At 33.4% G+C, this 24102-nt stretch carries 25 protein-coding genes; 8 read left to right on the forward strand and 17 right to left on the reverse strand.

Features of this window, described 5'->3' with window-relative positions; translation table 11 throughout:
- Positions 1 to 36 precede the first annotated feature (36 nt).
- Together carB and CL818_RS02365 are read left to right on the forward strand one after the other, a co-directional pair.
- Positions 37 to 2889 (forward strand): carbamoyl-phosphate synthase large subunit, encoded by a 2853-nt coding sequence (gene carB / locus CL818_RS02360; RefSeq protein ID WP_013188304.1) that lies wholly within the window; start codon positions 37 to 39, stop codon positions 2887 to 2889.
- Positions 2890 to 2959: 70 nt separating this feature from the next.
- Entirely contained in the window at positions 2960 to 3538 is a 579-nt protein-coding gene (locus tag CL818_RS02365; protein ID WP_272974025.1) for a T9SS type A sorting domain-containing protein, read from the forward strand.
- 52 nt (positions 3539 to 3590) lie between these two features.
- Here CL818_RS02365 and CL818_RS02370 read toward each other — a convergent pair whose 3' ends face one another.
- The 8 genes from CL818_RS02370 to CL818_RS02405 all read right to left on the reverse strand — a co-directional run bounded on the left by CL818_RS02370 (position 3591) and on the right by CL818_RS02405 (position 11715).
- The gene (locus CL818_RS02370) at positions 3591 to 3956 is read right to left on the reverse strand and encodes a hypothetical protein (protein WP_013188302.1); all 366 of its coding nucleotides are present in this window, start codon (positions 3954 to 3956) and stop codon (positions 3591 to 3593) included.
- A 27-nt stretch (positions 3957 to 3983) separates the two neighbouring features.
- The gene (locus CL818_RS02375) at positions 3984 to 5396 is read right to left on the reverse strand and encodes a DNA recombination protein RmuC (RefSeq protein ID WP_272974024.1); all 1413 of its coding nucleotides are present in this window, start codon (positions 5394 to 5396) and stop codon (positions 3984 to 3986) included.
- Entirely contained in the window at positions 5359 to 6150 is a 792-nt protein-coding gene (locus CL818_RS02380; protein ID WP_272974023.1) for an ABC transporter ATP-binding protein, read from the reverse strand. The genes CL818_RS02375 and CL818_RS02380 overlap by 38 nt, the downstream gene beginning before the upstream one ends.
- Entirely contained in the window at positions 6150 to 6599 is a 450-nt protein-coding gene (locus CL818_RS02385; protein ID WP_272974022.1) for a GNAT family N-acetyltransferase, read from the reverse strand. Before CL818_RS02385 ends, CL818_RS02380 begins: the two co-directional genes overlap by 1 nt.
- 33 nt (positions 6600 to 6632) lie before the next feature.
- On the reverse strand, positions 6633 to 7226 hold the full coding sequence (locus tag CL818_RS02390) for a hypothetical protein (protein WP_013188298.1): 594 nt from the start codon (positions 7224 to 7226) through the stop codon (positions 6633 to 6635).
- 101 nt (positions 7227 to 7327) lie between these two features.
- The gene (locus CL818_RS02395) at positions 7328 to 8533 is read right to left on the reverse strand and encodes a DUF748 domain-containing protein (RefSeq protein ID WP_272974021.1); all 1206 of its coding nucleotides are present in this window, start codon (positions 8531 to 8533) and stop codon (positions 7328 to 7330) included.
- A gap of 147 nt (positions 8534 to 8680) precedes the next feature.
- Positions 8681 to 10129 carry a glyceraldehyde-3-phosphate dehydrogenase gene (locus tag CL818_RS02400; protein ID WP_013188296.1) on the reverse strand — a complete coding sequence of 483 codons (1449 nt, stop codon included), beginning with the start codon at positions 10127 to 10129 and terminating at the stop codon, positions 8681 to 8683.
- A 182-nt stretch (positions 10130 to 10311) separates the two neighbouring features.
- Positions 10312 to 11715 carry a S1C family serine protease gene (locus CL818_RS02405; protein WP_272974020.1) on the reverse strand — a complete coding sequence of 468 codons (1404 nt, stop codon included), beginning with the start codon at positions 11713 to 11715 and terminating at the stop codon, positions 10312 to 10314.
- Positions 11716 to 11842: 127 nt separating this feature from the next.
- Here CL818_RS02405 and dapF point away from each other — a divergent pair, with 127 nt between their 5' ends.
- The 4 genes from dapF (at position 11843) to CL818_RS02425 (ending at position 15099) form a co-directional block, all read left to right on the forward strand.
- A complete protein-coding gene (dapF, locus tag CL818_RS02410; protein WP_272974019.1) occupies positions 11843 to 12628 on the forward strand; it encodes a diaminopimelate epimerase in 786 nt (261 codons plus the stop codon).
- The gene (locus CL818_RS02415) at positions 12622 to 13155 is read left to right on the forward strand and encodes a GNAT family N-acetyltransferase (RefSeq protein WP_272974018.1); all 534 of its coding nucleotides are present in this window, start codon (positions 12622 to 12624) and stop codon (positions 13153 to 13155) included. Before dapF ends, CL818_RS02415 begins: the two co-directional genes overlap by 7 nt.
- Positions 13145 to 14188 (forward strand): endolytic transglycosylase MltG, encoded by a 1044-nt coding sequence (gene mltG, locus CL818_RS02420; protein ID WP_272974017.1) that lies wholly within the window; start codon positions 13145 to 13147, stop codon positions 14186 to 14188. Before CL818_RS02415 ends, mltG begins: the two co-directional genes overlap by 11 nt.
- 266 nt (positions 14189 to 14454) lie before the next feature.
- A complete protein-coding gene (locus CL818_RS02425) occupies positions 14455 to 15099 on the forward strand; it encodes a hypothetical protein (protein ID WP_013188291.1) in 645 nt (214 codons plus the stop codon).
- On the opposite strand, the gene CL818_RS02430 is transcribed toward CL818_RS02425, so the two are convergent.
- The 4 genes from CL818_RS02430 to dnaA are packed head-to-tail and all read right to left on the reverse strand — an operon-like array spanning position 15096 to position 19161.
- Positions 15096 to 15833 carry an SAM-dependent methyltransferase gene (locus CL818_RS02430; RefSeq protein ID WP_272974016.1) on the reverse strand — a complete coding sequence of 246 codons (738 nt, stop codon included), beginning with the start codon at positions 15831 to 15833 and terminating at the stop codon, positions 15096 to 15098. The two genes, CL818_RS02425 and CL818_RS02430, sit on opposite strands and share 4 nt — an antisense overlap.
- A gap of 11 nt (positions 15834 to 15844) precedes the next feature.
- Positions 15845 to 17230 carry a PQQ-dependent sugar dehydrogenase gene (locus CL818_RS02435; protein ID WP_272974015.1) on the reverse strand — a complete coding sequence of 462 codons (1386 nt, stop codon included), beginning with the start codon at positions 17228 to 17230 and terminating at the stop codon, positions 15845 to 15847.
- Positions 17231 to 17274: 44 nt separating this feature from the next.
- Complete coding sequence (locus CL818_RS02440) at positions 17275 to 17727, reverse strand: low molecular weight protein-tyrosine-phosphatase (RefSeq protein ID WP_272974014.1); 453 nt, start codon at positions 17725 to 17727, stop codon at positions 17275 to 17277.
- Between the two features lie 6 nt (positions 17728 to 17733).
- Positions 17734 to 19161 (reverse strand): chromosomal replication initiator protein DnaA, encoded by a 1428-nt coding sequence (dnaA, locus tag CL818_RS02445; RefSeq protein WP_013188287.1) that lies wholly within the window; start codon positions 19159 to 19161, stop codon positions 17734 to 17736.
- 209 nt (positions 19162 to 19370) lie between these two features.
- Here dnaA and CL818_RS02450 point away from each other — a divergent pair, with 209 nt between their 5' ends.
- Entirely contained in the window at positions 19371 to 19772 is a 402-nt protein-coding gene (locus CL818_RS02450) for an acyl-CoA thioesterase (protein WP_283642063.1), read from the forward strand.
- On the opposite strand, the gene CL818_RS02455 is transcribed toward CL818_RS02450, so the two are convergent.
- Genes CL818_RS02455 through ribD form a run of 4 tightly spaced genes read right to left on the reverse strand, consistent with a single transcriptional unit; the run spans position 19769 to position 22860 of the window.
- Positions 19769 to 20380, reverse strand: coding sequence for an IMPACT family protein (locus tag CL818_RS02455; RefSeq protein ID WP_272974012.1), 612 nt, complete (start codon positions 20378 to 20380; stop codon positions 19769 to 19771). The genes CL818_RS02450 and CL818_RS02455 overlap by 4 nt on opposite strands.
- A 4-nt stretch (positions 20381 to 20384) precedes the next feature.
- Entirely contained in the window at positions 20385 to 21254 is an 870-nt protein-coding gene (locus tag CL818_RS02460; RefSeq protein WP_272974011.1) for a DMT family transporter, read from the reverse strand.
- On the reverse strand, positions 21251 to 21862 hold the full coding sequence (locus CL818_RS02465; protein WP_272974010.1) for an HAD family hydrolase: 612 nt from the start codon (positions 21860 to 21862) through the stop codon (positions 21251 to 21253). The genes CL818_RS02460 and CL818_RS02465 overlap by 4 nt, the downstream gene beginning before the upstream one ends.
- Positions 21859 to 22860, reverse strand: a complete 1002-nt coding sequence (ribD, locus tag CL818_RS02470; RefSeq protein ID WP_286971386.1) for a bifunctional diaminohydroxyphosphoribosylaminopyrimidine deaminase/5-amino-6-(5-phosphoribosylamino)uracil reductase RibD — start codon at positions 22858 to 22860, stop codon at positions 21859 to 21861. The genes CL818_RS02465 and ribD overlap by 4 nt, the downstream gene beginning before the upstream one ends.
- Positions 22861 to 22910: 50 nt before the next feature.
- Here ribD and CL818_RS02475 point away from each other — a divergent pair, with 50 nt between their 5' ends.
- The gene (locus CL818_RS02475) at positions 22911 to 23411 is read left to right on the forward strand and encodes a GNAT family N-acetyltransferase (protein WP_272974008.1); all 501 of its coding nucleotides are present in this window, start codon (positions 22911 to 22913) and stop codon (positions 23409 to 23411) included.
- Here the strand turns inward: CL818_RS02475 and trmD are convergent.
- Positions 23400 to 24077: a tRNA (guanosine(37)-N1)-methyltransferase TrmD gene (gene trmD / locus CL818_RS02480; RefSeq protein WP_272974007.1), complete on the reverse strand. Its 678-nt coding sequence runs from the start codon at positions 24075 to 24077 to the stop codon at positions 23400 to 23402. The two genes, CL818_RS02475 and trmD, sit on opposite strands and share 12 nt — an antisense overlap.
- Positions 24078 to 24102 lie beyond the last annotated feature (25 nt).

Below are 24102 nucleotides of genomic sequence, written 5' to 3' on the forward strand. Positions count from 1 at the left end.
AAAGCTTAAATTTATACCACCTTATAAATCAATACAATGCCAAAGAACACAAGCCTTAAAAGTATACTTATCATAGGATCTGGACCTATTATTATTGGACAAGCCTGTGAGTTTGATTATTCAGGAACGCAAGCCCTACGCTCTTTAAGAGAAGACGGCATAGAGACCATTCTTATAAACTCTAATCCTGCAACCATCATGACCGATCCGTCTATGGCCGATCATGTGTATCTGAAACCATTAACAACAAAATCTATCATTCAGATTTTAAAAGAACACCCTCAAATTGATGCTGTGTTGCCTACAATGGGTGGACAAACTGCTTTAAATTTATGTATTGAAGCAGACGAAAAAGGAATTTGGGAAGACTTTGATGTAAAAATTATTGGTGTAAATATAGACGCTATTAATATCACTGAAGACCGTGAGAAGTTTAGAGAGTTAATGATAGACATTGGCGTGCCAATGGCGCCTCAAAAAACAGCGACGTCTTACCTTCAAGGAAAAGAAATAGCACAAGAATTTGGTTTTCCATTAATTATTAGATCATCATTTACCTTAGGTGGTGCAGGCGCTTCTTTTGTATACAAAGAAGAAGATTTTGATGAAATGTTAACGCGTGGTCTAGAGGCATCTCCAATTCATGAGGTGATGATAGACAAGGCTTTAATAGGCTGGAAAGAATATGAACTAGAGCTTTTAAGAGATCATAATAACAACGTTGTTATTATTTGTACTATTGAAAATATGGATGCTATCGGTATCCATACTGGAGACTCGATTACTGTAGCGCCAGCAATGACCTTAAGTGATAAAACTTTCCAGAAAATGCGTGATATGGCTATACATATGATGCGTAGTATTGGAGATTTTGCAGGAGGTTGTAATGTACAATTTGCAGTAAGTCCAGATGAAAATGAAGACATTATAGCAATTGAGATAAATCCTCGTGTATCACGTTCATCTGCGTTAGCATCTAAAGCAACAGGATACCCAATTGCAAAAATTGCTGCAAAATTAGCTATTGGTTATCATTTAGATGAATTAGATAACCAAATTACCAAAACAACATCTGCATTATTTGAACCGACATTAGATTATGTGATTGTGAAAATTCCACGTTGGAATTTTGATAAGTTCGAAGGATCAGACCGTACACTTGGTCTTCAGATGAAGTCTGTTGGTGAGGTTATGGGAATAGGACGTTCTTTTCAAGAAGCGTTACATAAAGCCACTCAATCTCTAGAAATTAAAAGAAACGGATTAGGTGCAGATGGTAAAGGTTATAAAGATTATGATCAGATTATACAGAAACTTACCTATGCAAGTTGGGATCGTGTTTTTGTAATTTATGATGCAATACAATTAGGAATTCCGTTAAGCAGAATTCAAGAAATTACTAAGATAGATATGTGGTTCCTTAAACAATATGAGGAGTTATATTTCTTAGAAAAGGAAATTTCTACATATAAAATTGATACGCTACCTAAAGAACTACTTTTAGAAGCAAAGCAAAAAGGATATGGAGACCGTCAAATAGCACATATGTTAGGTTGCTTGGAAAGTCAAGTATACAACAAGCGTGATGAGTTAAATATCAATAGAGTTTACAAATTAGTTGATACTTGTGCTGCAGAGTTTAAAGCACAAACACCATATTATTACTCTACGTTTGAGGCGCCAATTGAAAAAGCAGATGGTACCGTTTATGTAGATAATGAAAGTGTAGTAAGCGATAAAAAGAAAATTATAGTTCTTGGTTCTGGACCAAACAGAATTGGGCAAGGTATTGAGTTTGATTATTGTTGTGTACACGGTGTTCTTGCTGCAAGCGAGTGCGGTTATGAAACCATAATGATAAACTGTAACCCAGAAACTGTTTCAACAGATTTTGATATAGCAGATAAACTGTATTTTGAACCTGTATTTTGGGAGCATATTTATGACATTATTCGTCATGAAAAGCCAGAAGGAGTTATTGTGCAACTAGGTGGTCAGACTGCGTTGAAGCTAGCTGAGAAACTAGACCGCTACGGAATAAAAATAATGGGAACTACTTATCAAGCCTTAGACTTGGCAGAAGATAGAGGAAGCTTCTCTAAATTATTACAAGAAAATAATATCCCTTATCCAGAATTTGATGTTGCAGAGACAGCAGATGAGGCTTTAGCAGTAGCAGATAAATTAGATTTTCCAATCTTGGTAAGACCATCTTATGTACTTGGAGGACAAGGCATGAAGATTGTAATTAACAAACAAGAATTAGAGGAGCACGTAGTTGATTTGCTTAGAAAAATACCTAACAATAAATTACTTTTAGACCATTATTTAGACGGTGCCATAGAAGCAGAAGCAGATGCTATTTGTGATGGTGAGAATGTATACATTATTGGAATAATGGAACATATTGAACCTTGTGGTATTCACTCTGGAGATTCTAACGCAACACTACCACCTTTTAATTTAGGAGATTTGGTATTAGAGCAAATAAAGGATCACACTAAGAAAATTGCTTTAGCATTAAATACAGTAGGTTTAATAAACATTCAGTTTGCTGTAAAAGAAGATAAGGTTTATATTATTGAAGCAAATCCTAGAGCATCTCGTACTGTTCCTTTTATTGCAAAGGCATATGGAGAGCCATACGTAAACTATGCAACTAAAGTTATGTTGGGAGCTAAAAAGGTGACAGACTTTGATTTTAAACCTCACTTAGAAGGTTATGCCATAAAGCAACCTGTATTCTCTTTTAATAAATTTCATAACGTGAACAAGCAATTGGGACCAGAAATGAAGAGTACAGGAGAAAGCATCTTATTTATTGATAGTTTAAGAGATGATCAATTTTATGACCTATATTCTAGAAGAAAGATGTATTTGAGTAAATAAATCTAATTATTGTATGAAAAGTGTTAAAATTTAATTAATTTTATATCCGTACAATATATTATTTAAGCTTATGAAAAAATATCTACTTATTCTTTTAGTTTTTGCTGCATTTCAAATTTCAGCGCAAACTACTTATACTATTCAATGGAATACATCTGTTGGAGATAATGCATCTCTAACTGTTGAGTTAGGTGATACGGTAGAGTGGGATTGGAATGGAGGTTTTCACGATGTAGTCTCAGACGCAGGATCTCAACAATCTTTTCAAAGCCAGCAAACTAGTGATAGTAATTTTGTGTTTAGTGTTTTGTTTGATGAATTAGGAACTAACGATTATCGTTGTACTATTCACCCTTCAAGTATGAACGGAACAATAACCGTTGTTGAAACTTTAAGCACACAAGATAAATTTAGATTAAACCTTAATTCTTATCCTAATCCGGTTCAAGATGAGTTAACAATAACATCTTTATTAAAGATTTCTAAAATTGAGGTGTTCTCAATGTTAGGTAAAAAGGTGTTAACTACTCAAGCAGGTAGTGTAAATATGACCAACATTAAAATGGGAGGTTTACAAAATGGTCTTTATTTCGTGAATGTAACTTCAGAAAGTGGAGAAACTTCTGTACTTAGAGTTATGAAGAAATAAATTTTTAATACGCAATTGAAGAAACGCCCAAGCAAATTGCTTGGGCGTTTTTTTATCGTCTAAAGTGAGGTGATTCAGATAGTTTAACATCTGTAATAAAATATTTAGAATCTCCCCAAAAGAATATAGTGCCAAAGCGTTCTATATAGGTTAGCTCTACGTATTCTCCTTGAAAATCTTTAAGATTTGCTATAACCTCTTCTTCTTGATCTAATACACTGAAAGAAAATATTTGAGCGCCACTTATACCTTGGCTTATCTCACCTTCCCAAGTTTTAATAATGACTCCTTTATTGCTAAACTTTATAAGTTCACCAGCACGAGTACCTTCACTATAAGGCACAAAGTATAAAAATGCATACCACAAAATTGCAATAGCCAAAATGCCTCCAATTATAATTCCTAATAGTTTTTTCATCTGTTTTAATTTCAGTGTTATTATAATTTAATCCTCGTCACTGTCTTCTGCTCTGCTCAATAATTTGGCATCAATAGCTTTGCTTGCTTTAGCGCCTAATTTTTTTAGCTTTTCAACACGCTTAATTAAATTACCTCTTCCGGTAAGTTTTTTCATTGCACCTTCATAGCTGTTCTGTACCGTACCAATTTGCTTTCCTACCTTAATTAATTCATCTGTCAAGTTTGTAAAACTATCATATAGAGCACCAGCTTGTGTTGCAATTTCAATAGCATTTTGTTTTTGCCTATCATTTTGCCATAGGTTATCAACCAACCTTAATGCAGCTAATAATGTTGAAGGTGTTACAATTATAACCTGCTTATCAAAAGCAATTTCATACAAATTAGGCTCATTTGCAGATGCTATTGCAAATGCAGGCTCAATAGGAATAAACATAAATATAGTGTCTGGACTTTCATCTATAAGGTATTGGTAATTTTTAGCACTTAATTGTTCAACATGACGTTTAATTGAAGCTATATGTGATTTTAAATGCCTGCGTTTATCATCTTCATCTTCAGAGGAAACAAAGCGTTCAAAGTCTGTTAAGGATACTTTGCTGTCAATAATCATTTTTTTACCATCTGGTAAATGTATTAGCACGTCAGTTTGTAATCGTCTGCCTTCAGGGTTGTCATGACTATCTTGTAATGTATATTCTCTATCTTTTTCGAGACCAGACTTTTCTAAAATACGGGTAAGAATTAATTCTCCCCAATTACCTTGCATTTTACTATCACCCTTAAGTGCTTTTGTGAGATTGTCTGCATCTTTACTCATTTGTTGATTAAGTTCGGACAGACCTTTAATTTGTTCCTTTAGTTCGCTATGTCTTCCGTATTGTTCTTTGTTACTGTCTTCTACACGCTTTTCAAATTTTTCAATTTTTTCCTGAAGCGGTTTTAAGATGATATCTATATTGGTTTTGTTTTGCTCGGTGAATTTTGTCGATTTCTCATCTAGTATTTTATTGGCAAGGTTTTCAAATTCTTTGGTGAATTTTTCTTGAAGTTGCTCCATCTCACCTTTTTGCTCTTTGGTTTTACGTTCAAGAGTCTCATACTCAACTTTCATTACCTGCATAGTAGCATTAAGTTGTTCTTTTTCAGAACGTATTGTTTGCTTTTCAACTTCTGTACGCCCTAAACTTTCCTCAACACGTTCTAATTGGTGTTCTGTTTGGTTTATGCGTTCCTGTAAAGCGCTAGTTTCAGACTTATTTTTTAAGCGCGCAAAAAGATTACCCAAATACGCTCCAGAAAGTGCAGAAATTAATCCGACTAAGAGAAATACAAAAAAGTTTTGATCCATTATAAATATAACTTGTGTTCTGTGTAAAGTTAGCAAGTAAATTACAGACTTAATTTGAATTAATGATGAATTGTTTTGATGTTTCATTGAAGCTTATAAGATCTTCTGGAAACAATGTGTTTAAGTGTTTATTAGTAATGTGATATTCTGGAGTCTCAAAGCTAACCTTGCCGTCTTTTACTAATAAAAGCTTATCACAAAGCGGTAACGCTAAATTTATTTCGTGAGTAGCAAAGACAATACAAGTACCTGTTGTTTTAGCCAGTTTACTTAATAATTGAAGTACATATGCTTTATGATACATGTCTAAGTGAGATGTGGGCTCATCTAAAATAATAAGTTTGGTATCTTGGGCAAGTGCTCTTGCTATTAAAACATTTTGTAATTGGCCATCACTTAACTCATAGCAAAATTTATCTGCTAACTCTTCAATACCTACCAACTGCATAGCTTTTTTTATAGCAGCCTTGTCTTCATTTGAAAGTTTACCAATCCAATTGGTATAGGGTTGTCTTCCTAGAGCAATTAATTCTTTAACTGTTAGGTTTTTTGAGATAGGTTGATCTGTTAAAACCAAGCTTATTGCTTTTGCTATTTCTTTTGGGTTTTTATGTTGAAGCGCTGTATTATCTAAATAAATATCGCCTTTTAGAGCTGGTTGTAAGCCGCTTAATGTTCTTAATAGCGTAGATTTTCCTGAGCCATTTACACCAATAACTCCTATGAGTTCTCCTTTATTAAATGAAATTGAAATATCTGAAACAATAGTTGTCTCTGCCAGCTTAGAAAGATAGCCGACAGACAAGTTAGATGCACTTAATATTGATTTATTTTTAATCATTACACCTCTTTATTTAACTCCCAAGTATAGTGAAGAACATCTGTATCCTTTTTCCAACCCAATCGCTCATATAAATGTTGAGCCGGATTGTTAATGTCTGTTTCTAAAGTTAATCCTCGTGCCTGTTCTGTTTCGCAAAATTTCTTTGCAGTATTTAGCAATAGTTCTCCTACACCATTTTTACGATGTGTTTCTGAAACATATAAATCATTAAGAATAAAAGTACGTTGCATTTTAACAGATGAAAAACTTGGATAAAGCTGTGTAAAGCCAACAATATTTTGGTTTACAATTGCTATAAAAATTACAGAGTCTTTTAAATTAAAACGCGACATTAAAAATGCTTTTGCACCTTTAATGTCGCTGTCTTGTTTGTAGAATATGCGGTAGGCATCAAATAATTGTGCCAGTTGATTAATGTCTTCTACGTATGCTCTTCTGGTAATCATCTTTACAGTGTTAGAGAGGTAAAGATACCAAAACTAAGACTGTTTTATGCGGGTTAGTTTATTACGTTCGTCTTGAAGCATTCTTCCTAATTTCTGTTCTTTTTCCAAAGCTTTACGTCTTAATTCTTCAAGCTCATCTTCTGCAATTTTTAAATTTTGTTTTGCAACCTGTGTTTGTGAGTTACTATTTTTAAACTGCATAATAAAGAAACCTAAACCAACAACCAACAAGGCTATAATAGACCATACAATACCATTGTAAGTTCCTTTTTCTAAAGGTATTCCTAAAAATGATATAGACCCTTTTTCTTCATTTACTTTAGCCAATTCGTTTTGGGTGTTTGTAAGATCTTCTTCTAAAGAATCTATCGATGCTTTTTGAGAATTAATATTGTTCTCTAAATTTTGAATTTCTTCATTTAGTCCATTAATATGGTTCTCGGTATTTCTTTGAAGCTCGTTTAATCTTACCTTTTTAACAACCTTGTAATCTTGGTAATTATTAGACTCGTTTATAATTGATTCAAACTGGGCATCAATAGGATTTTTTTGGTCGGTTTGTATGCTGTCTTGAGCATAACTAAAGCTGACGAGGCTTAAAAGTAGTACTGTTATAAATATTCTCATTCTATTCTTCTTTTGTTAGGGTTTATAGGACAACGTGGCGCAGTTAGCCTTATTGTTGGTATTGTGCACTAAAACTATAAAGTTTTGTTAAATGAATATTGTTAATTCTCTTCATTATCTTGGCGTTCTTCACGCTTTAATTTTCGTTCTGCTCTACGTTTTTCTCGTCTTTCTTTTCTAGATAGTTTTTCAGCATTTTTATCTGCTTCTTTTGCAGTGTCTTCAAAATTTATATTTCCGTCTGTTTCTCCTTTAAATGCATTAAACCATGCATTTTCGAAAATATTAAATACAGTTGCCCAGACATTTGCTTGTGTAGCACTTAAATCTCCTTCAAAAGGCACATTTGTAGCTAGGTTGTCTGTACTAGGATTGGTAAGTATAAAGTCGAAAAAGCTTACAAAGCCTTCCCAGATAGTTTCAAAAAAGCCATCTTCTTTACCTATATATTTTGCATCTCTAATTAACGGTTTTACATATCCTTTAAGATAGCTGTCTGCTATTGCAAATTCACTATAAACATCAAAAGTCCCACTTTCAAAGTCGATACCTGCAAGTCCAGAAGTCATGGAGTTTATTGCGGGTAAATTTGCATCTTTTAAGGAAAGCGTTATATCCATATCTGGTATTTGCTTTAATAAATTTATTTTTCCTTTTAAATCTACTTTTCCTTGTCCTATTGATATCGCATTGGCAGTAACATCTGAAGGTAAGATGCGTTGTTTTTCTTTTACATTTCGCAAGTTTGTAGCACTTAGGTTAACTTGATCTAAGTATAAATCTATATTAGGCTCTGTGGCTAATTGTACAAATGCTAATTTACCATTTGTTACTTGCAATCTGTTAACATCAATTGGGACCAAATCTGTTAAGGCCTTGGTCCAATCATCTATATCTGCATCACCATCTTCACTCGTCGCTTGCTGATCTTCGAAGACATAATTTATGTGCGGATTTGTCATTTCTATTTCACTAACAATTTTACCATCTAAAATTGCATCCCATTCAATAGAGATATCGGTCTTTTCAAAGTTTAGAAACGGAACTTGTGTTACACCATCTAACTTATTTAGGTATAAACCGTGTATAACATATGCACCACGCCAAAGCGCAATATCTATATCTTCAACCTGTCCATAATACCCAGGAATATTTGCTAGTGTTTTGTTTACATAATTTTTTACAAAGTAGGGTAGTAGCAGTCTTGCTACAATTAATAAAACAATAATTGTTATAGGTAACCAAAGACGTTTTTTCTTTAAGTGTCGTCTTTTCTTCTTTTTATTTGCTTCTGTTATCATATTCATTTAGTTAAAGCAAAGGTCGTAAGTATATGAGTTAGCCTATGTTAACGTATAGATAAAAAACATTTTGGTTTTAATTAGCTAAACGTTCTAACTAAAAAGCCAGAGCAAAAGCTCTGGCTTGAAAAAAATATAATTGTAAACTATTGTCTAGTAATAGCTAAAGCGTCTTACTTTAGAGATATATTTTGCAAGTCTTATAACTTGATGGCTATAACCGTATTCATTATCATACCATACATAAATTACCACATTCTTTCCGTCTTTTGCTACGATTGTTGCATTGCTATCATAAATTGATGGAGCAGAAGATCCAACAATGTCACTACTTACAAGCTCATTATCGATAGAGTATTTAATTTGTTCAACTAAATCTCCTTCTAGCGCATATTTCTTCATTACTGCATTTAAACCATCAACAGATGTTTCTGTATTAAGCTCAAGCTTTAAGATTGCTAAAGAACCATTAGGAACAGGTACTCTAATTGCGTTAGATGTAAGTTTACCTTCGAAAACAGGAAGAGCTTTAGAAACAGCTTGTCCTGCTCCAGTTTCTGTAATTACCATGTTTAAAGCAGCAGCACGACCTCTTCGGTATTTCTTGTGCATATTATCTACTAAATTCTGGTCGTTTGTATAAGCGTGAATAGTCTCTAGGTGTCCTTGTTTAACACCAAAGCTATCTTCAATTGCTTTAAGTACAGGTGTAATAGCGTTAGTTGTACAAGATGCTGCAGAAAAAATATCTAATTCATCTGGATTGTTTTCTAACTGGTTTACACCGTGCACAATATTAGGAATACCTTTTCCTGGTGCAGTTAATAATACCTTAGATGCGCCTTTAGGAACTAAATGTCTGCTAAGTGCTTCTTTATCTCTAAATGCACCTGTATTGTCTATAATTAAAGCATCGTTTATACCGTATTCTGTATAGTCTATATCTTCTGGAGCATTAGCAGAAATAATATGTACTGTTGTGCCATTTATTATTAGTGCTTTCTTTTCTAAATCTATAGCTACCGTTCCGGCAAAATCACCGTGAACAGAGTCACTTTTTAATAAAGATGCTCTTTTTTCTAAAACATTTTGAGTAATCTCACCACGTGTTACAATTGCACGAAGTCTCATTTGACTTCCGCTTGCTGTACGTGTCATTAACTCTCTAGCTAGCAACCTACCAATACGACCAAAACCATATAGTACTACGTCTTTAGGCTCTATTTCTTTGTAAGCTTTTGCGTTAGCAAGTTTATCTGCTACAAAGGCTGTAGCATTAGTAAACTTATTATCTTCTAAATGATATTCAAATGTTAATTTACCGATATCCAATTTTGCAGGAGGTAAATCCATATCCTTAATAGCTTGTGCAATTTCTACAGAATCGAAAATAGAAATAGGTTTTTGTACAAACTCTCCAGCATATTCATGAAGATTTAATATCTCGCTTACATTGCGATCTATCAATTGGTTTCTAAATAACACAAGCTCTATAGACTTGTCGTACCAAAGGTCACTCACAATTTTAATAAACTCAACTGTGGCACGTCTTCGGTCTGCTTGAAATGCTAATTCTTTTTCGTAAACGGTATTGAAACTCATATTGAAACGATTAAGGTGTAAATTTTGGTTTTAAAAATTTGTGCAAAAGTAAAGGTTTCAAACGTTTTCGTAAAGACTTATGTCATGAAAATATTCTAAAACAGAAATTACGATCTGGCAAAAAATATAAAAGCACATTTATCATAAGACAAATGTGCTTTTATAAATCGATTAAAATATTGTTACCTGAAATTATAACGTTCTCTTTCTCCTTTAGTATTTATTAAAGTAATGATAATAGGTTCATTTGATGATTTTTCATTTATAATTCGTTCAACATCTGAAACACTATTTACAGGAGTGTTGTCAATCTCAACAAGCAACCCACCAACTAGATTATAATAAGCCATATCATTAGTTAGTGCTCTACTAATTTTTACTCCATTTTTAGCGTCAAACTTTTTTAGGTCTTGTGGATTTGCGTTGCTTACCTCTAAACCAACATCTTTAATCTGAAAGACTTCATACTTTGTAAGCGTAACATTAATATTACGTTCTTTTCCGTTTCTTAATAATTTTACAGCCACGATATCTCCAGGACGTTTAGAGCTTACGTAACCAGTGAGGTCTGCAAACTTTCTTATTTTCACATTATCAATCATTTGTATAATGTCTCCTTCTTTTAGTCCTGCTTTTTCTGCACCGCTACCAGCTTCTGTACCACCAATGTAAAATCCTTGCGTTACATCTAAACCAAGTTCTCCAGCAATGGCAGAGTTTACATTTGTTCCTCTAATACCTAAAATTGCATTTTGTACGTCTCCAAATTCCAAGATGTCTTCTACAATTTTCTTGGCATTGTTTGAAGGTACAGCAAAAGCATAACCTACATAGCTTCCGGTTTGTGATGTTATAGCAGTATTAATTCCTATTAGCTCTCCATTTACATTAACTAGAGCACCGCCAGAATTTCCTGGATTTATGGCCGCATCTGTTTGTATGAAAGATTGATAGTTACTATCTCTAACATCTAAATCTCTTGCTTTGGCACTAATAATACCAGCTGTAACAGTAGATGTTAGATTAAAGGGATTTCCAACTGCCAATGCCCATTCTCCAATTTTTACGTTGTCTGAGTCTCCAAAAGGAATATAGTCTAAGTTTTTTCCGTCAATTTTAATAAGTGCAATGTCTGCTTTTGTATCTATACCAATAACCTCTGCTTTATAGGTTTCATTATTATTTAGTGTTACATCTACCTCACTAGCACCGGCAATAACATGGTTGTTAGTTACTATATAACCATCTGGTGTAATAATAACACCAGATCCTGCACCTCTAATAGCTTTGCTTTGCTCTCCAGTTGCGTTACCAAACATATATTCTCTTAAGTTTCTAGGCTGTTTAAAAACAGCTAGATTCTTAACGTGTACCACACCGTTAACTGTATTTTCTGCAGCAGCAGTAAAATCTGCATTCATACCAAAGTTAGAGGTGTTGGTATAATTGGTAGGAATAACATTAAAGTCGTTTTGAGCGTGTTGCTCAACTATCATAGGATCTTCTTCTAAAAATACTTTATAGGCGCCAAGCGTTAAGGCTCCACCTAAAATAGAAACGACTAATAAACTTGCAATTTTCTTCATAAGTTTTAAAATTTAGTGTTCATATTATATACTCTTCCTGTAAAGTAATGTTGCAAAATTTACAGCGTAAATTCATAACTTCTTTTCAGCATCAATATTGTATATTTGTGGCTGTTTTAAAGCAAATATGACTGTAGAATTCTACAAATATCAAGGAACAGGAAATGATTTTGTCATTATAGATAATAGACGTTATAATCTTTCCAAAAATGATACCAAAACGATTAAGTTATTATGTGATCGTAGGTTTGGTATTGGTGCAGATGGTCTCATTTTTCTCGAAAACTCTGGAATAGAAGGTGAAGATTTTAAAATGGTTTATTTTAATTCTGATGGAAATGAAAGCACAATGTGCGGTAATGGTGGCAGATGTCTAGTGAGCTTTGCGCACTACCTAAATATCTTTGAAAAGGAAACTTTATTTTCTGCAATTGATGGTCAACATGAAGCTTCAATTTCAAATGGTGTAGTTTCATTAAAAATGCAGGATGTCTCCAATATTGAAACTTTAGAGAATGCGTTGTATTTAAATACAGGATCACCTCATTATGTTACCTTAACTAGTGATATTTTAAATAAAAACATTAAAGTAGATGGTGCAGCAATTAGATATAACGATAGGTTTAAGAAAGAAGGTACTAACGTAAATTTTGTTGAGCCTATTACAGCTAATTTATATAGAGTTAGAACATATGAGCGTGGTGTTGAAGATGAGACACTTTCTTGCGGTACAGGAGTTACAGCAGTTGCTATTGCAATGCATGCGTCAAGTAAAACTGACAAAAATTCAGTTGACTTAAAAGTTCAAGGTGGCAGTTTAAATGTAGCTTTTAATGAAAATAATGGCACATATACAAACGTATGGTTAACAGGTCCTGCAGACCAGGTATTTAAAGGCGAAGTCTCATGGTAACACTCTCTGGCACTAATATAGATTTAAGAGCTTTAGAGCCAGAAGATTTAGATTTCATTTATTATATAGAAAATAATGAAACGTTTTGGGAACTAAGCACCACACAAACACCTTATTCTAAATTTTTAATTAGACAATATCTTGAAAACGCACACCGCGACATATACGAGGTAAAGCAATTGCGTTTAGCAATTTGTGGAAAAGATGAAGCTTTATTAGGTCTTATTGACTTGTTTGATTTTGATCCAGTACATAAGCGTGCAGGCATCGGAATTTTAATTGCGGAGAAAGAAGATAGAGGTAAAGGCTATGGTAAAGAAGCTCTAAAACTTTTAATTTCGTATGCATTTACACACTTAAACCTTCATCAACTTTATGCTAATATTTCTACAGAAAATATAAACTCACAGCATTTGTTCGAAACTTGTGGATTTGAGAAAATTGGTGTTAAGAAAGACTGGACTTTTGTTTCAGGAACCTATAAGGATGAATTATTATATCAGATAATACAAAATAATGTACATTAAAAAACTCTTGGCTATAACGGCTTTACTAGGTATTGTAATACTTTCAATATTTAGTTACAATATATATACTGCTGTATTTTCAGCAAACACTTCTTTTTCAAAAGATACTCACACTGTATATGTAAAAACTGGTTCTACGTATAAAGATGTAAGATCTCAATTACAACCGGTTCTAAAAGATATTGAAAGCTTTGATGCTATTGCTAAACGTAAAGGTTATATAAGTAATGTAAAGGCAGGTAAATATGTGCTTACATCTGGTATGAACAATAATGAAATTGTAAATACTCTTAGAATCCAGAATAAACCTGTAAAATTAAGATTCAACAATCAAGAGCGTATTGAAAACTTAGCAGGAAGAATAGCATCACAAATTGAGGCAGATAGTCTTTCATTATTAAAAGCAATGAAAGACAAAGCCTTTTTAGAAGAGCATAACTTTACTCAAGAGTCTGCTTTAGGCATGTATATTCCTAACCAATATGAATTTTTCTGGAATACTACAGCAGAAGACTTTAGGGCAAGAATGTTAAGAGAATACAGAAACTTTTGGAATGAAACCCGCACCAAAAAGGCAGAGGCAATTGGTCTTACACCGCAACAGGTAACTGTAATAGCTTCAATTGTACAGAAGGAAACTGCTAAAGTAGATGAAAGGCCTACGGTTGCTGGTGTTTATCTTAATAGGTATAAAAACGGATGGAAATTAGATGCAGATCCTACTGTAATTTATGCAGTTAAAAAATCTAACAATTCTTGGGATACTGTTATTAAGAGAGTACTATATAAAGATCTAGAAATTGAATCTCCATACAATACTTATAAAAATAAAGCGTTACCACCTGGTCCTATAGCTATGCCAGATATAACATCTATAGATGCTGTGCTTAATTATGAAAAGCACGACTATTTTTATTTTGTTGCTAATGTGCAAAATATAGGATACCATAAATTTGCAAAAACATTAATGCAGCATAATCGCAATAAACAGGAGTATGTAAGGTGGATAAATAAGCAAGGGATAAACAGATAGTGTATTCCTAAAAATAACGAATTTTATAAGAAATATTCTTAAAAATTAGTCCGTTTTTAAATTATTCATAATTTTTTGCAAATTTAATAGATTAATTAGCAGATGAATTATCTTAAAAAGGAATTCATTCTCATAAAATTGTAATAAAGTCTGTTAAAAACACAAAACTTAACCTATTGTTTTTTAGTTAGTTAAGTTGTGTCGTATATTTGCACCCGATTTCAAAAGCACGCAGTTTTTAGTGTTTGCTTAAGAAAACAAAACTTATGAAGAAAAGGAAGTTACTAAGATTAAGTGCGATTCCAATTATAGGCGCAACGATCCTGTTTAGTTTTTCAACTGAAGAGGCATCATTCGATTATAATTACTCTACCAAAGGTTTAGACCTTTTTTACACAGTGCCAAACCTTTCTGATATGGTTAAGGGTGCTTCTAACCTTAACGTTTATCCAGAATTAGGTAAGGGTTATTTAGGCTTTAAAGAAGCTTTAGCATTTAAAGAATCTAGAGGAGACTATTCTATTATAAATCAATTTGGTTATTTAGGGAAATACCAGTTTAACAAGAACACGTTAAAAATGGTAGGTGTTTATGATACCAATGAGTTTATGAATAATCCTGAGTTACAAGAAAAAGCATTCTTAGCGTATACATCTCGCAATAAATGGGTGTTACGAAGAGATATAAAGCGTAGTGTTGGTAAAGTTATTAATGGCGTTAAGATAACAGAGTCTGGAATTCTTGCTGCCGCACATTTATCTGGTCCAGGAAGCGTTAAAAAATACTTACGTAGTGGTGGTGCAACAGGATTTAGTGATGCATTTGGAACTACGATAGATTATTATATGAAGAAATTTGGTGGTTATGATATGTCTTTTGTCAAGCAAGACAAAATGGCCAAAGTTAACTAGTACATACCATTTTTTTGAACAATAAAAATAGTCGGTCTCTTATGGAGATCGACTTTTGTGTTTTTCCACTCTGCTGCTGTCTTCGTCAATATCATCTCTGTGGTTAATGTAATATCACAAGCCACACAAATTCTTGTATTTGGATGTAATGAATTCACCAAAGTTTCAAGCATTTTATTATTTCTATAAGGTGTTTCAATAAAAATTTGAGCTTGATCTTTTAAGGCACTCATACGTTCCAGAGCTTTTATAGCACTTTGTCGCTCTTTATCATCTATTGGTAAATACCCGTTAAAAGTAAAGTTTTGCCCATTCATACCACTACTCATCATAGCGAGTAGGATAGAAGAAGGTCCTACTAAAGGCACAACTTTTACACCTATCTGGTGTGCTATTTTTACAACCTCTGCGCCAGGATCTGCTATACCAGGACAACCAGCTTCACTTAAAAGCCCAATGTTATGTCCTTCTTTACACGGATTTAAAAAGCTAGGTATGTCTTCAGCATTTGTAAACTTGTTTATAAGCTCAAACTTTAATGAAGGTTGAGATTTTTTTGGAGCAATAGCCTTTATGAACCTACGAGCAGTTTTCTCATTTTCAGCAATAAAATAATCTAAAGTTCCTACTGTTCTTTTAATAGACATAGGTAAAACTTCTAGATGTGGTTGGTCCATTCCTAAACGCGTAGGAATTAAGTAAATAATACCAGGATATTTATAGGTATGGGACATTAAAATATGTTTTAATATTTGATTAGTTTTTTTACTGAATGTTTACCAGTTGGCGATATAATCCTTACAATATACAAACCTTCTGCTAAGTTTGAAACCTGAATCGCTTCATCTTTATTAACGCGTTTTTGAAGAACCTGTTGTCCACTTATATTGAAAATTTCAACTTGTGCATAATCTTCTAATAGAGAAATATTAAACGAGGATTGCGTTGGGTTAGGAGTAATAGTTATAGCAGGTGTATCATTTTGAGAATGAACACCTAAGGCTATGTTGTCTACAATTTTATATATTGATCCTCCAATGTCTGCCACAAATAACATATTGGTGTCATTTGTGCCAAAACCTACAAAAGAACTACCATTTGTAGGAGTTGTGAAGTTGACATTTTGTGATGAGTCTATACTTGCTAATTCACCACTACAAAAATCTGCAAAAATGTATACACCAGTTAGATTTGAAAAATCTGGACCTCTGTAAACTCTTCCTCCAGTTACAGAACAACGCCCATTTGTTTGTGTATAATCTATTATTGGTGGAGTGTGAGGAGAGAAACTGTTTAAACAGTCTGAAGTATCATCATAAGTAGAGTTACCTTCAAAACAACGCCAACCATAATTCACTGCTGCAGGATTTTGTGTTACTTTATTAATCTCTTCAATTTCATTTTGCCCAACATCACCAATCCAAAAGTCACCGTTTGCACTATCAAACGAAATTCTAAAAGGGTTTCTTAAGCCGTAAGCCCAAATTTCACCTAATGTTTGGTTATCGCCATCGTTTACAAAAGGGTTGTTGTTTGGAATATAAGGAGCAGCAATATCTACATTTAATCTTAAAATTTTTCCTAATAGCGTATTTAAACTTTGTGCTCGTTCACCAGGATCACCGCCACTTCCGCCATCACCGCTAGCAATATAGAGCATACCATCTGGACCAAAGGTAAGATCACCTCCGTTATGATTAGCAAATGGCTGGTTATAGGTTAGTAGTTGTAATTCTGTATTTTCATCTGCTAAATTTGGATTATCTGCACTTACACTAAATCTAGAAATTACTGTATTGCCAGACGTATTGGTATAGTTTACATAAAAGTAACCATTGGTAGTATAATTAGGATGAAAAGCTAACCCAAGTAAGCCTCTTTCACCATTAGTTGTTACTAAGTTTGTAATGTCTAAAAAAGGTGTGGGTTCTACAGAACCATTTGCATTAACTATAGATATTGTTCCGGGTTTCTCTGGAATAAATAAACGTGAGTCTCCAACATTTTCTATACCTAAAGGTTGGTTTAATCCTGAAGCAAATAATTGTGTGTCGATTTCAGAATTTTGCGCTTGCAGAAAAAAGAAAGAATGTAGGATAAATACTAATGTGATAGGTAGGTGTGTTTTCATAGCATATGTATTTACTACTAATATACTATAAATGCACTAAAATTTTAAGTAAGCTTCTTTGCAATTACCTCGCAAGCTTCGTCTAACATATTGTAAACGTGGTCAAAACCTTGGTCACCTCCATAGTAAGGATCTGGAACATCAACATTTTCACCAGGAAAAATTGAATTTAAAATAAGATGAACTTTGTCTTTATCAGCTTCATTTCTAGCCAGTGCTATAATGTTATTATAGTTTGAGTTATCCATGGCATAGATATAATCATAGGTGTCAAAGTCTGAAGTTTTAAATTGCCTACCGCGTTGGTCTGTAATGTCTAAACCGTTTTTCTTAGCAACTTCTATAGAGCGTTTATCTGGTAAACTGCCTATATGGTAATCGCTTGTTCCTGCAGATTCAACTGTTACATCTTTACCTTGAGTTTTATGCTTTAAAATGCCTTCTGCCAATGGTGAGCGGCAAATATTACCAAGGCATACCATGATAATTTTAGTCATAATAACTTATACTGCTAATTTCTTATCTAAATCTTCGACAAATTTTCTAAACTGCTTGTCTGTAGCTGCAAGGTTATTAACAGTTTTGCAAGCGTGTAAGACAGTGGCGTGATCTCTTTTTCCAATTTGTGATCCAATACTGGCTAAAGATGCTTTTGTAAGTTTTTTAGCAAAAAACATGGCCAATTGTCTAGCTTGTACAATATGACGTTTACGTGTTTTAGATCGTAAGGTTTCAACATCCATTTGGAAATAATCACCAACAACTTTTTGTATGTAGTCTATTGAAACTTCTCGCTTGGTATTCTTAACATAATTGTCAACTATACTTTTTGCTAGCTCTAAGGTGATATCTTTCTTGTTAAAAGAAGAATGTGCAATAAGAGAAATAATTGCGCCTTCTAGTTCTCTAATATTAGTTTTAATATTGTTTGCTAAAAACTCAACGATATCTTCTGGCATCTCTACACCATCACGATAAAGTTTACTTTTAATTATAGCAATGCGAGTTTCAAAATCTGGGTGCTGCAACTCTGCAGATAGTCCCCATTTAAAACGAGATAGTAAGCGTTGCTCAATATCTTGCATGTCCACAGGAGCTTTATCACTTGTTAAGATAACCTGCTTACCATTTTGGTGTAGGTGATTAAAGATGTGGAAGAATACATCTTGCGTACCTGCTTTACCAGATAATAATTGGATATCATCAACAATTAATACATCTATGATCTGATAGAAATGGATAAAATCATTTCTATTATTTTTCTTTACAGATTCAATATACTGCTGTGTAAATTTTTCAGCAGAAATATAAAGTACTGTTTTTTCTGGATATTTATCTTTAATCTCAACACCAATGGCGTGTGCCAAGTGTGTTTTTCCTAATCCAACACCACCAAAAATAAGTAATGGGTTAAATGATGTGCCACCAGGTTTGTTGGCTACAGCCATACCGGCAGAACGTGCCAACCTGTTAGAATCTCCTTCTAGGAAGCTCTCAAAATTATAGTTAGGGTTAAGTTGAGACTCTATCTTTACATTACGAATACCAGGAATTATAAACGGATTTTTTAATTCTGGACTTTTCGATTTTGTAGGAACATCAACTTGTTGGGATTGCATCTGTGCTCTTTGAGAACTAGGAATACTTTCTGTAAACGGTTGCTTATTGCCGTAAGTGTTTTCCATACGTATAACGTACACCAACTTAGCGGTATCACCTAATTCTTTATTAAGTGCAACTTTTAAAAGTTTTACGTAATGTTCTTCAAGCCATTCATAGAAAAATTTTGACGGAACTTGGATGCTCAAAGCATTGTCTGTCAACTTTACTGCCTTAATTGGCTCGAACCATGTCTTGTAAGCTTGAGGTGTAATGTTATCCTTTATGAAGGACAAGCAATTTCCCCAGATGGTTTCGGCAGTTTTCTGCATAGTTAGATTAATCGTTTTTTAACAAAATATTAAGAGGCTATTCTTGAAGAAAAAATAAACTGTGTGGTTCACAGTTTGCTTTTTTCGAGCAACAAATATGTGAACAAAAAAGAGAATAAAAAAATTGAATAAGGGTTGATTGCTAACTATTTTTTTCTCATATTCTGTTACTTTGCAAAGTACAAATTATAATCAAAAAGATTACCCAATTGACTCAAAAAAAACACGTTTCAAAAGTTAAAGTTAGGTATGCAGAAACAGATCAAATGGGAGTTGTTCATCACTCTAACTATCCTATTTACTGTGAATTAGCGCGTACTGAGTGGCTTGAAACCTTTGGTGTATCTTATAGAGAAATGGAAGAAAATGGTATCATGTTACCTTTATCTAATCTCAATGTAGACTATAAGAAACCAGCAAAGTATAATGATGAATTGTTCATTATCACCTCATTAAAAAAATTGGTAGGTGCACGTATAGAATTTGCTTATAGAATTGAAGATTCTAATAAGCAGTTGGTAGCTCAAGTTTTTACAACTTTAGTATTTGTTGATATGAAAACTGGACGACCAACAAGATGCCCTGAAGATCTTTTTAAATTATTGAGTTAATCTTCTAGCTCTTTAATTTTTACTCCATAAATACCATCGAAAACAGTATGAATGGTTTCTGCTTCTTTTTCTCGTACAGAAATTGTTATAGCACAACGCATTTCCATTACTTGATTGGTAACGTTTAAGTTTCGTTCTTTAATAACCCGCATAACCTTGTTTAAATCTGCATATTCACAACTTACCTCATAATCTATGTTAATAGTTTTGGTCACTATTGTGCATGCTTCTAAAGCCATTTGCGCTCCAGTTCGATATGCATTTATTAAACCGCTTACGCCTAATTTAGTACCTCCAAAATACCTAACTACAACAACTAAACAATTGGTAACTTGAAAAGATTGTAATTGGCCATAAATTGGCATACCTGCAGAGTTACTGGGTTCTCCATCATCATTGGCGCGCCAGTGCTTATAAGTTTTTCCTAACTGATAAGCATAACACCAATGTCTTGCTTTATGATGTTCTTGCTTTAGGTTTTGAATAGCTTCTTGTACTTGCTCTTCAGTTTTTACAGGGATGGCATACCCATAAAACTTACTGTTTCTATCCTTAAATAAAACAGGTTCATTTCCTTTTAATATGGTTTTATAAATATCTTCTTCCATAGCATTAAATAGTTGAAGCTACTAAGATGATACTTATTATTGCCAATGCAACACCTAGCCAATTTTTAGGGATAAGTTTTTCTTTAAATATGACTATTCCTAATATGGTTGAAAACATTACAATGGCTACATTATTTATTGTAAATACTGTAGAGCTTTCTAAACCATTTCCTCTTAAAGCTTGTATGAGAAAATATATAGAAAAATAATTTGGTACGCCAAGTGCAACACCTGCAATGATATTTTTAAAAGTAATTTTAAGCGTTCCTTTTACGGCTTGAAACCCTAAAACAAAAAGGCCTGTAATAAATGCCATTAAAAATAACACGCTTGAAAATAAAGGCACATCATCTTGTGCAACATATTCGTTTTCTAAGAATTTTATTGATGTATCTATAATACCACTTCCTAAAAAAACAAGCACTGGAAATACTAGGTTTTTTGCTTTAATGGAAATACCATCCTTAGATTTTATAGACGAGAAGTAAACAGCAGAAAGTGCTAGTAAAATACCGAGTATTTTTAAAACACTTGTGCCTTCATTATAATACAGAATGCCAAATATTATTGGCGCAATTACACTCATCTTACTGGCAACAGAGACTACAGAAAGGCCACTTTTTTGAGTGGTAACTGCCATTAAATTAAAGACAATTATAAACAGAACCCCTAATCCTATAGCACCATAAAACCAATCGTATTCTGGGATTTTAGAAATTGAAACCTTACCACTATAACCAATTAAACCACAAGAGCCAGCAACAATGTAGTTCATTACAATAGCTTGTACGGTATTTACTTTGTAAACATCAAATAGTTTGAAAATGACATACAGTAAGCTGCTTGCCAGGATGCTAAGAAAAAGGTAAATCAAAATAAATTCTTGTTAATGGTAAACAAATCTACAACATCTTCTGTCTTAGGGTTTATGTTCCAAACCTTAAAACCTAAAGCTTTTGCAGCGTCTGTATTTTCCTTGGTATCATCAATAAATAACGTTTCTTCAGCTATAATATCTTCTTCTTTTAAAATATGCTTAAAACAAGAAGCGTCTGGCTTTCTTAGATGAAGTTCCTGTGAAAGATAAAAAGCATCAAAACACATCTTGAAATCTAAATAATGTGGAACTTTAGCTTTAATCCAATCTATGTGAAGATCATTAGTGTTACTAAGTAATATTAATTTGAAGTTTTTTACACTTGCTAGCTCCTTTATGAAGTTTAGCCTATGTTGTGGAAAATCTAACAACATACTATTCCACGCTTGTTTTACGTCTTGAGGCTTGATAGTTGTTGGTGCATTTTCAACATAAAAGCTTGTGAATTCTTTAGTGGTAACAGCACCAATTTCATAGTCTTTATTAAATTGTAGCATTTTTGCTGTAGGCTCACCATACCCCAATTTCTTAAACTTATCATAGGGCTTAAGCTTGTCTAAATTTATAAAGACATCTCCAAAATCGAAGAGTAGGTTTTTAATCATGAATTAGTATAAATTGTTAGCGTATCGTTTTGTAGTGTTTCTTTATGAGTAATACTTCCCGTAATTAAAGGTGCTTTTGTTCCTTCGTTAAACATTACATCTCCTTTAAATACTCTGGCTTCATCCCAAAGATTCGCGTTTATAAAATGCTGTAGCGTTTGTGCGCCACCTTCAACAATTATACTTTGCAAATTATTAGTATGGCAGTACTCACAGATATGTTGTGGTAGGTTGTTAAAATTACTAGTGTTTTCTGTAAATACTACCGTTTCAGCTTTATTATTAAATACAGAAAGTGATTTGTCTAGTACATTTTTTCTATCGATAACCAATCGAGTAGGATTAGGGCCACTCCAATCTCTAGTGGTTAAACTAGGGTTATCATCTTTTACAGTTTTTGTTCCCACAAGTATAGCTTGTTCTTCTGCGCGCCATTTATGAACAAGTTGCCTAGATACTAAGTTTGTTATCCATACTGGTTGTTGTTTATGTTTTGTTTTAGGGGCTAAAAATGCATCATTACTTTCTGCCCATTTTAAAATTATATATGGTCTTTTAGAATTGTGAAACGTAAAGAAGCGTTTGTTTAATTCCTGGCATTCATCCTCTAAAACGCCAACAGTAATTTTACAGCCAGCATCTAATAATTTTTTTATGCCTTGCCCTTTTACTTTTGCAAAGGGATCTACAGTTCCAATTACAACATTAGGAATATTATTGGCAATAATTAAATCTGCACAAGGTGGTGTTTTGCCATAATGCGAGCAAGGTTCTAAACTAACATAAATGGTAGATTTTTTTAAAAGCGATTTGTCTTTTACGGCATTTATTGCATTAACCTCTGCATGCGCAAGGCCAGCTTTTTGATGCCATCCTTCTCCAATAATCTTATTATCATATACTATAACACTACCAACCATTGGGTTAGGATAGGTAGTGCCTAATCCTTTTTTTGCAAGTTGTAAACAACGTTTTATATAGGTTTTATGAGAATTCAAAATAGGTATTTAAGTATCTTTGGTCACACAAATTTAAGATTAATAACGCTATGCCAACTCCAACTATAAGAGAAATAAATATTGAAGATAATCCTCACGTTGCAAAGTGTGTAAGAGATGTTCTTATTGAATTTGGAGTTCCAAAAGTTGGTACTGCGTATGAAGATGCTTCTTTAGATTGTATGTATGAAACTTATAATCATCCAAAAATGGTTTACCTGGTTTTAGAGGAAAATTCTCAAATTATTGGAAGCGCAGGTATTGCTAAACTTGATAATCACAATGGAAATATATGCGAGTTGCAAAAAATGTATTTTGCTCCTGAAGCTAGAGGAAGAGGTTTAGGTACTAAGATGATCACAAAGTGCTTAGAGTATGCGAAAGACTTTGGTTTTGTAGCCTGTTATTTAGAAACAATGCCATACATGGATGCTGCCAGAGCTCTCTATGCCAAAAACGGATTTGAGATTATAGACAAACCTTTAGGGAATACAGGTCATTATTCTTGTACGGTATATATGCTTAAAAACCTAAAAAAACTAATCTTCTAATAAATCTGGTCTTAATTCTTGAGTGCGTTTTACTGCTTGGTCTTCTCGCCACTCTTCAATTTTTGGTGTATTGCCACTGGTAAGTAATTCTGGGACTTTCCATCCTTTATAGTCTGCTGGTCTTGTATAAATTGGAGGCGCTAACAATCCATCTTGAAAGCTATCTGTAAGAGCACTGGTTTCATTACCTAATACACCAGGTAATAGTCTTATTACGGCATCACATAGTATTAGCGCACCAAGCTCTCCACCGCTTAATACATAATCTCCAATAGAAATTTCCCTAGTTATAAAGTGATCTCTTACGCGTTGGTCTACTCCTTTATAGTGACCACAAAGAATAATAATATTTTTTTGAAGTGATATTTGGTTGGCAATACCTTGTTTAAGTGTTTCACCATCTGGAGTCATATAAATAACTTCATCATAATCACGTTCAGATTTTAAATGGGTTATGCATTTATCTATAGGTTCAATCATCATAACCATACCAGCACCACCACCAAATTGGTAATCGTCTATTTGCCTGTAATTATCTGTTACATAATCACGTAAATCGTGAAAATGTATTTCTACATGACCTTTTTCGATAGCGCGTTTTAGGATTGAAGCTTCAAACGGACTTTTTAAAATATCTGGAACAACACTTATAATATCAATTCGCATAACAAGATTCTCTTTGTTTAAAGTG

Source organism: Croceibacter sp. (assembly GCF_002716225.1).
Taxonomy (GTDB): domain Bacteria; phylum Bacteroidota; class Bacteroidia; order Flavobacteriales; family Flavobacteriaceae; genus Croceibacter; species Croceibacter atlanticus.

Excerpts from the sequence above, each read along its gene's own strand:
- CL818_RS02400 (WP_013188296.1), bottom strand. The coding sequence starts at position 10,129 with ATGAGTTTCAATACCGTTTACGAAAAAGAATTAGCATTTCAAGCAGAC.
- CL818_RS02380 (WP_272974023.1), bottom strand. The coding sequence starts at position 6,150 with ATGATTAAAAATAAATCAATATTAAGTGCATCTAACTTGTCTGTCGGC.
- carB (WP_013188304.1), top strand. The coding sequence starts at position 37 with ATGCCAAAGAACACAAGCCTTAAAAGTATACTTATCATAGGATCTGGA.
- CL818_RS02425 (WP_013188291.1), top strand. The coding sequence starts at position 14,455 with ATGAAGAAAAGGAAGTTACTAAGATTAAGTGCGATTCCAATTATAGGC.
- CL818_RS02365 (WP_272974025.1), top strand. The coding sequence starts at position 2,960 with ATGAAAAAATATCTACTTATTCTTTTAGTTTTTGCTGCATTTCAAATT.
- CL818_RS02475 (WP_272974008.1), top strand. The coding sequence starts at position 22,911 with ATGCCAACTCCAACTATAAGAGAAATAAATATTGAAGATAATCCTCAC.
- CL818_RS02415 (WP_272974018.1), top strand. The coding sequence starts at position 12,622 with ATGGTAACACTCTCTGGCACTAATATAGATTTAAGAGCTTTAGAGCCA.
- mltG (WP_272974017.1), top strand. The coding sequence starts at position 13,145 with ATGTACATTAAAAAACTCTTGGCTATAACGGCTTTACTAGGTATTGTA.
- CL818_RS02395 (WP_272974021.1), bottom strand. The coding sequence starts at position 8,533 with ATGAATATGATAACAGAAGCAAATAAAAAGAAGAAAAGACGACACTTA.
- dapF (WP_272974019.1), top strand. The coding sequence starts at position 11,843 with ATGACTGTAGAATTCTACAAATATCAAGGAACAGGAAATGATTTTGTC.
- CL818_RS02390 (WP_013188298.1), bottom strand. The coding sequence starts at position 7,226 with ATGAGAATATTTATAACAGTACTACTTTTAAGCCTCGTCAGCTTTAGT.
- CL818_RS02435 (WP_272974015.1), bottom strand. The coding sequence starts at position 17,230 with ATGAAAACACACCTACCTATCACATTAGTATTTATCCTACATTCTTTC.
- CL818_RS02465 (WP_272974010.1), bottom strand. The coding sequence starts at position 21,862 with ATGATTAAAAACCTACTCTTCGATTTTGGAGATGTCTTTATAAATTTA.
- dnaA (WP_013188287.1), bottom strand. The coding sequence starts at position 19,161 with ATGCAGAAAACTGCCGAAACCATCTGGGGAAATTGCTTGTCCTTCATA.
- CL818_RS02405 (WP_272974020.1), bottom strand. The coding sequence starts at position 11,715 with ATGAAGAAAATTGCAAGTTTATTAGTCGTTTCTATTTTAGGTGGAGCC.
- CL818_RS02370 (WP_013188302.1), bottom strand. The coding sequence starts at position 3,956 with ATGAAAAAACTATTAGGAATTATAATTGGAGGCATTTTGGCTATTGCA.
- CL818_RS02375 (WP_272974024.1), bottom strand. The coding sequence starts at position 5,396 with ATGAAACATCAAAACAATTCATCATTAATTCAAATTAAGTCTGTAATT.
- CL818_RS02455 (WP_272974012.1), bottom strand. The coding sequence starts at position 20,380 with ATGGAAGAAGATATTTATAAAACCATATTAAAAGGAAATGAACCTGTT.
- trmD (WP_272974007.1), bottom strand. The coding sequence starts at position 24,077 with ATGCGAATTGATATTATAAGTGTTGTTCCAGATATTTTAAAAAGTCCG.
- CL818_RS02440 (WP_272974014.1), bottom strand. The coding sequence starts at position 17,727 with ATGACTAAAATTATCATGGTATGCCTTGGTAATATTTGCCGCTCACCA.
- CL818_RS02430 (WP_272974016.1), bottom strand. The coding sequence starts at position 15,833 with ATGTCCCATACCTATAAATATCCTGGTATTATTTACTTAATTCCTACG.
- CL818_RS02385 (WP_272974022.1), bottom strand. The coding sequence starts at position 6,599 with ATGATTACCAGAAGAGCATACGTAGAAGACATTAATCAACTGGCACAA.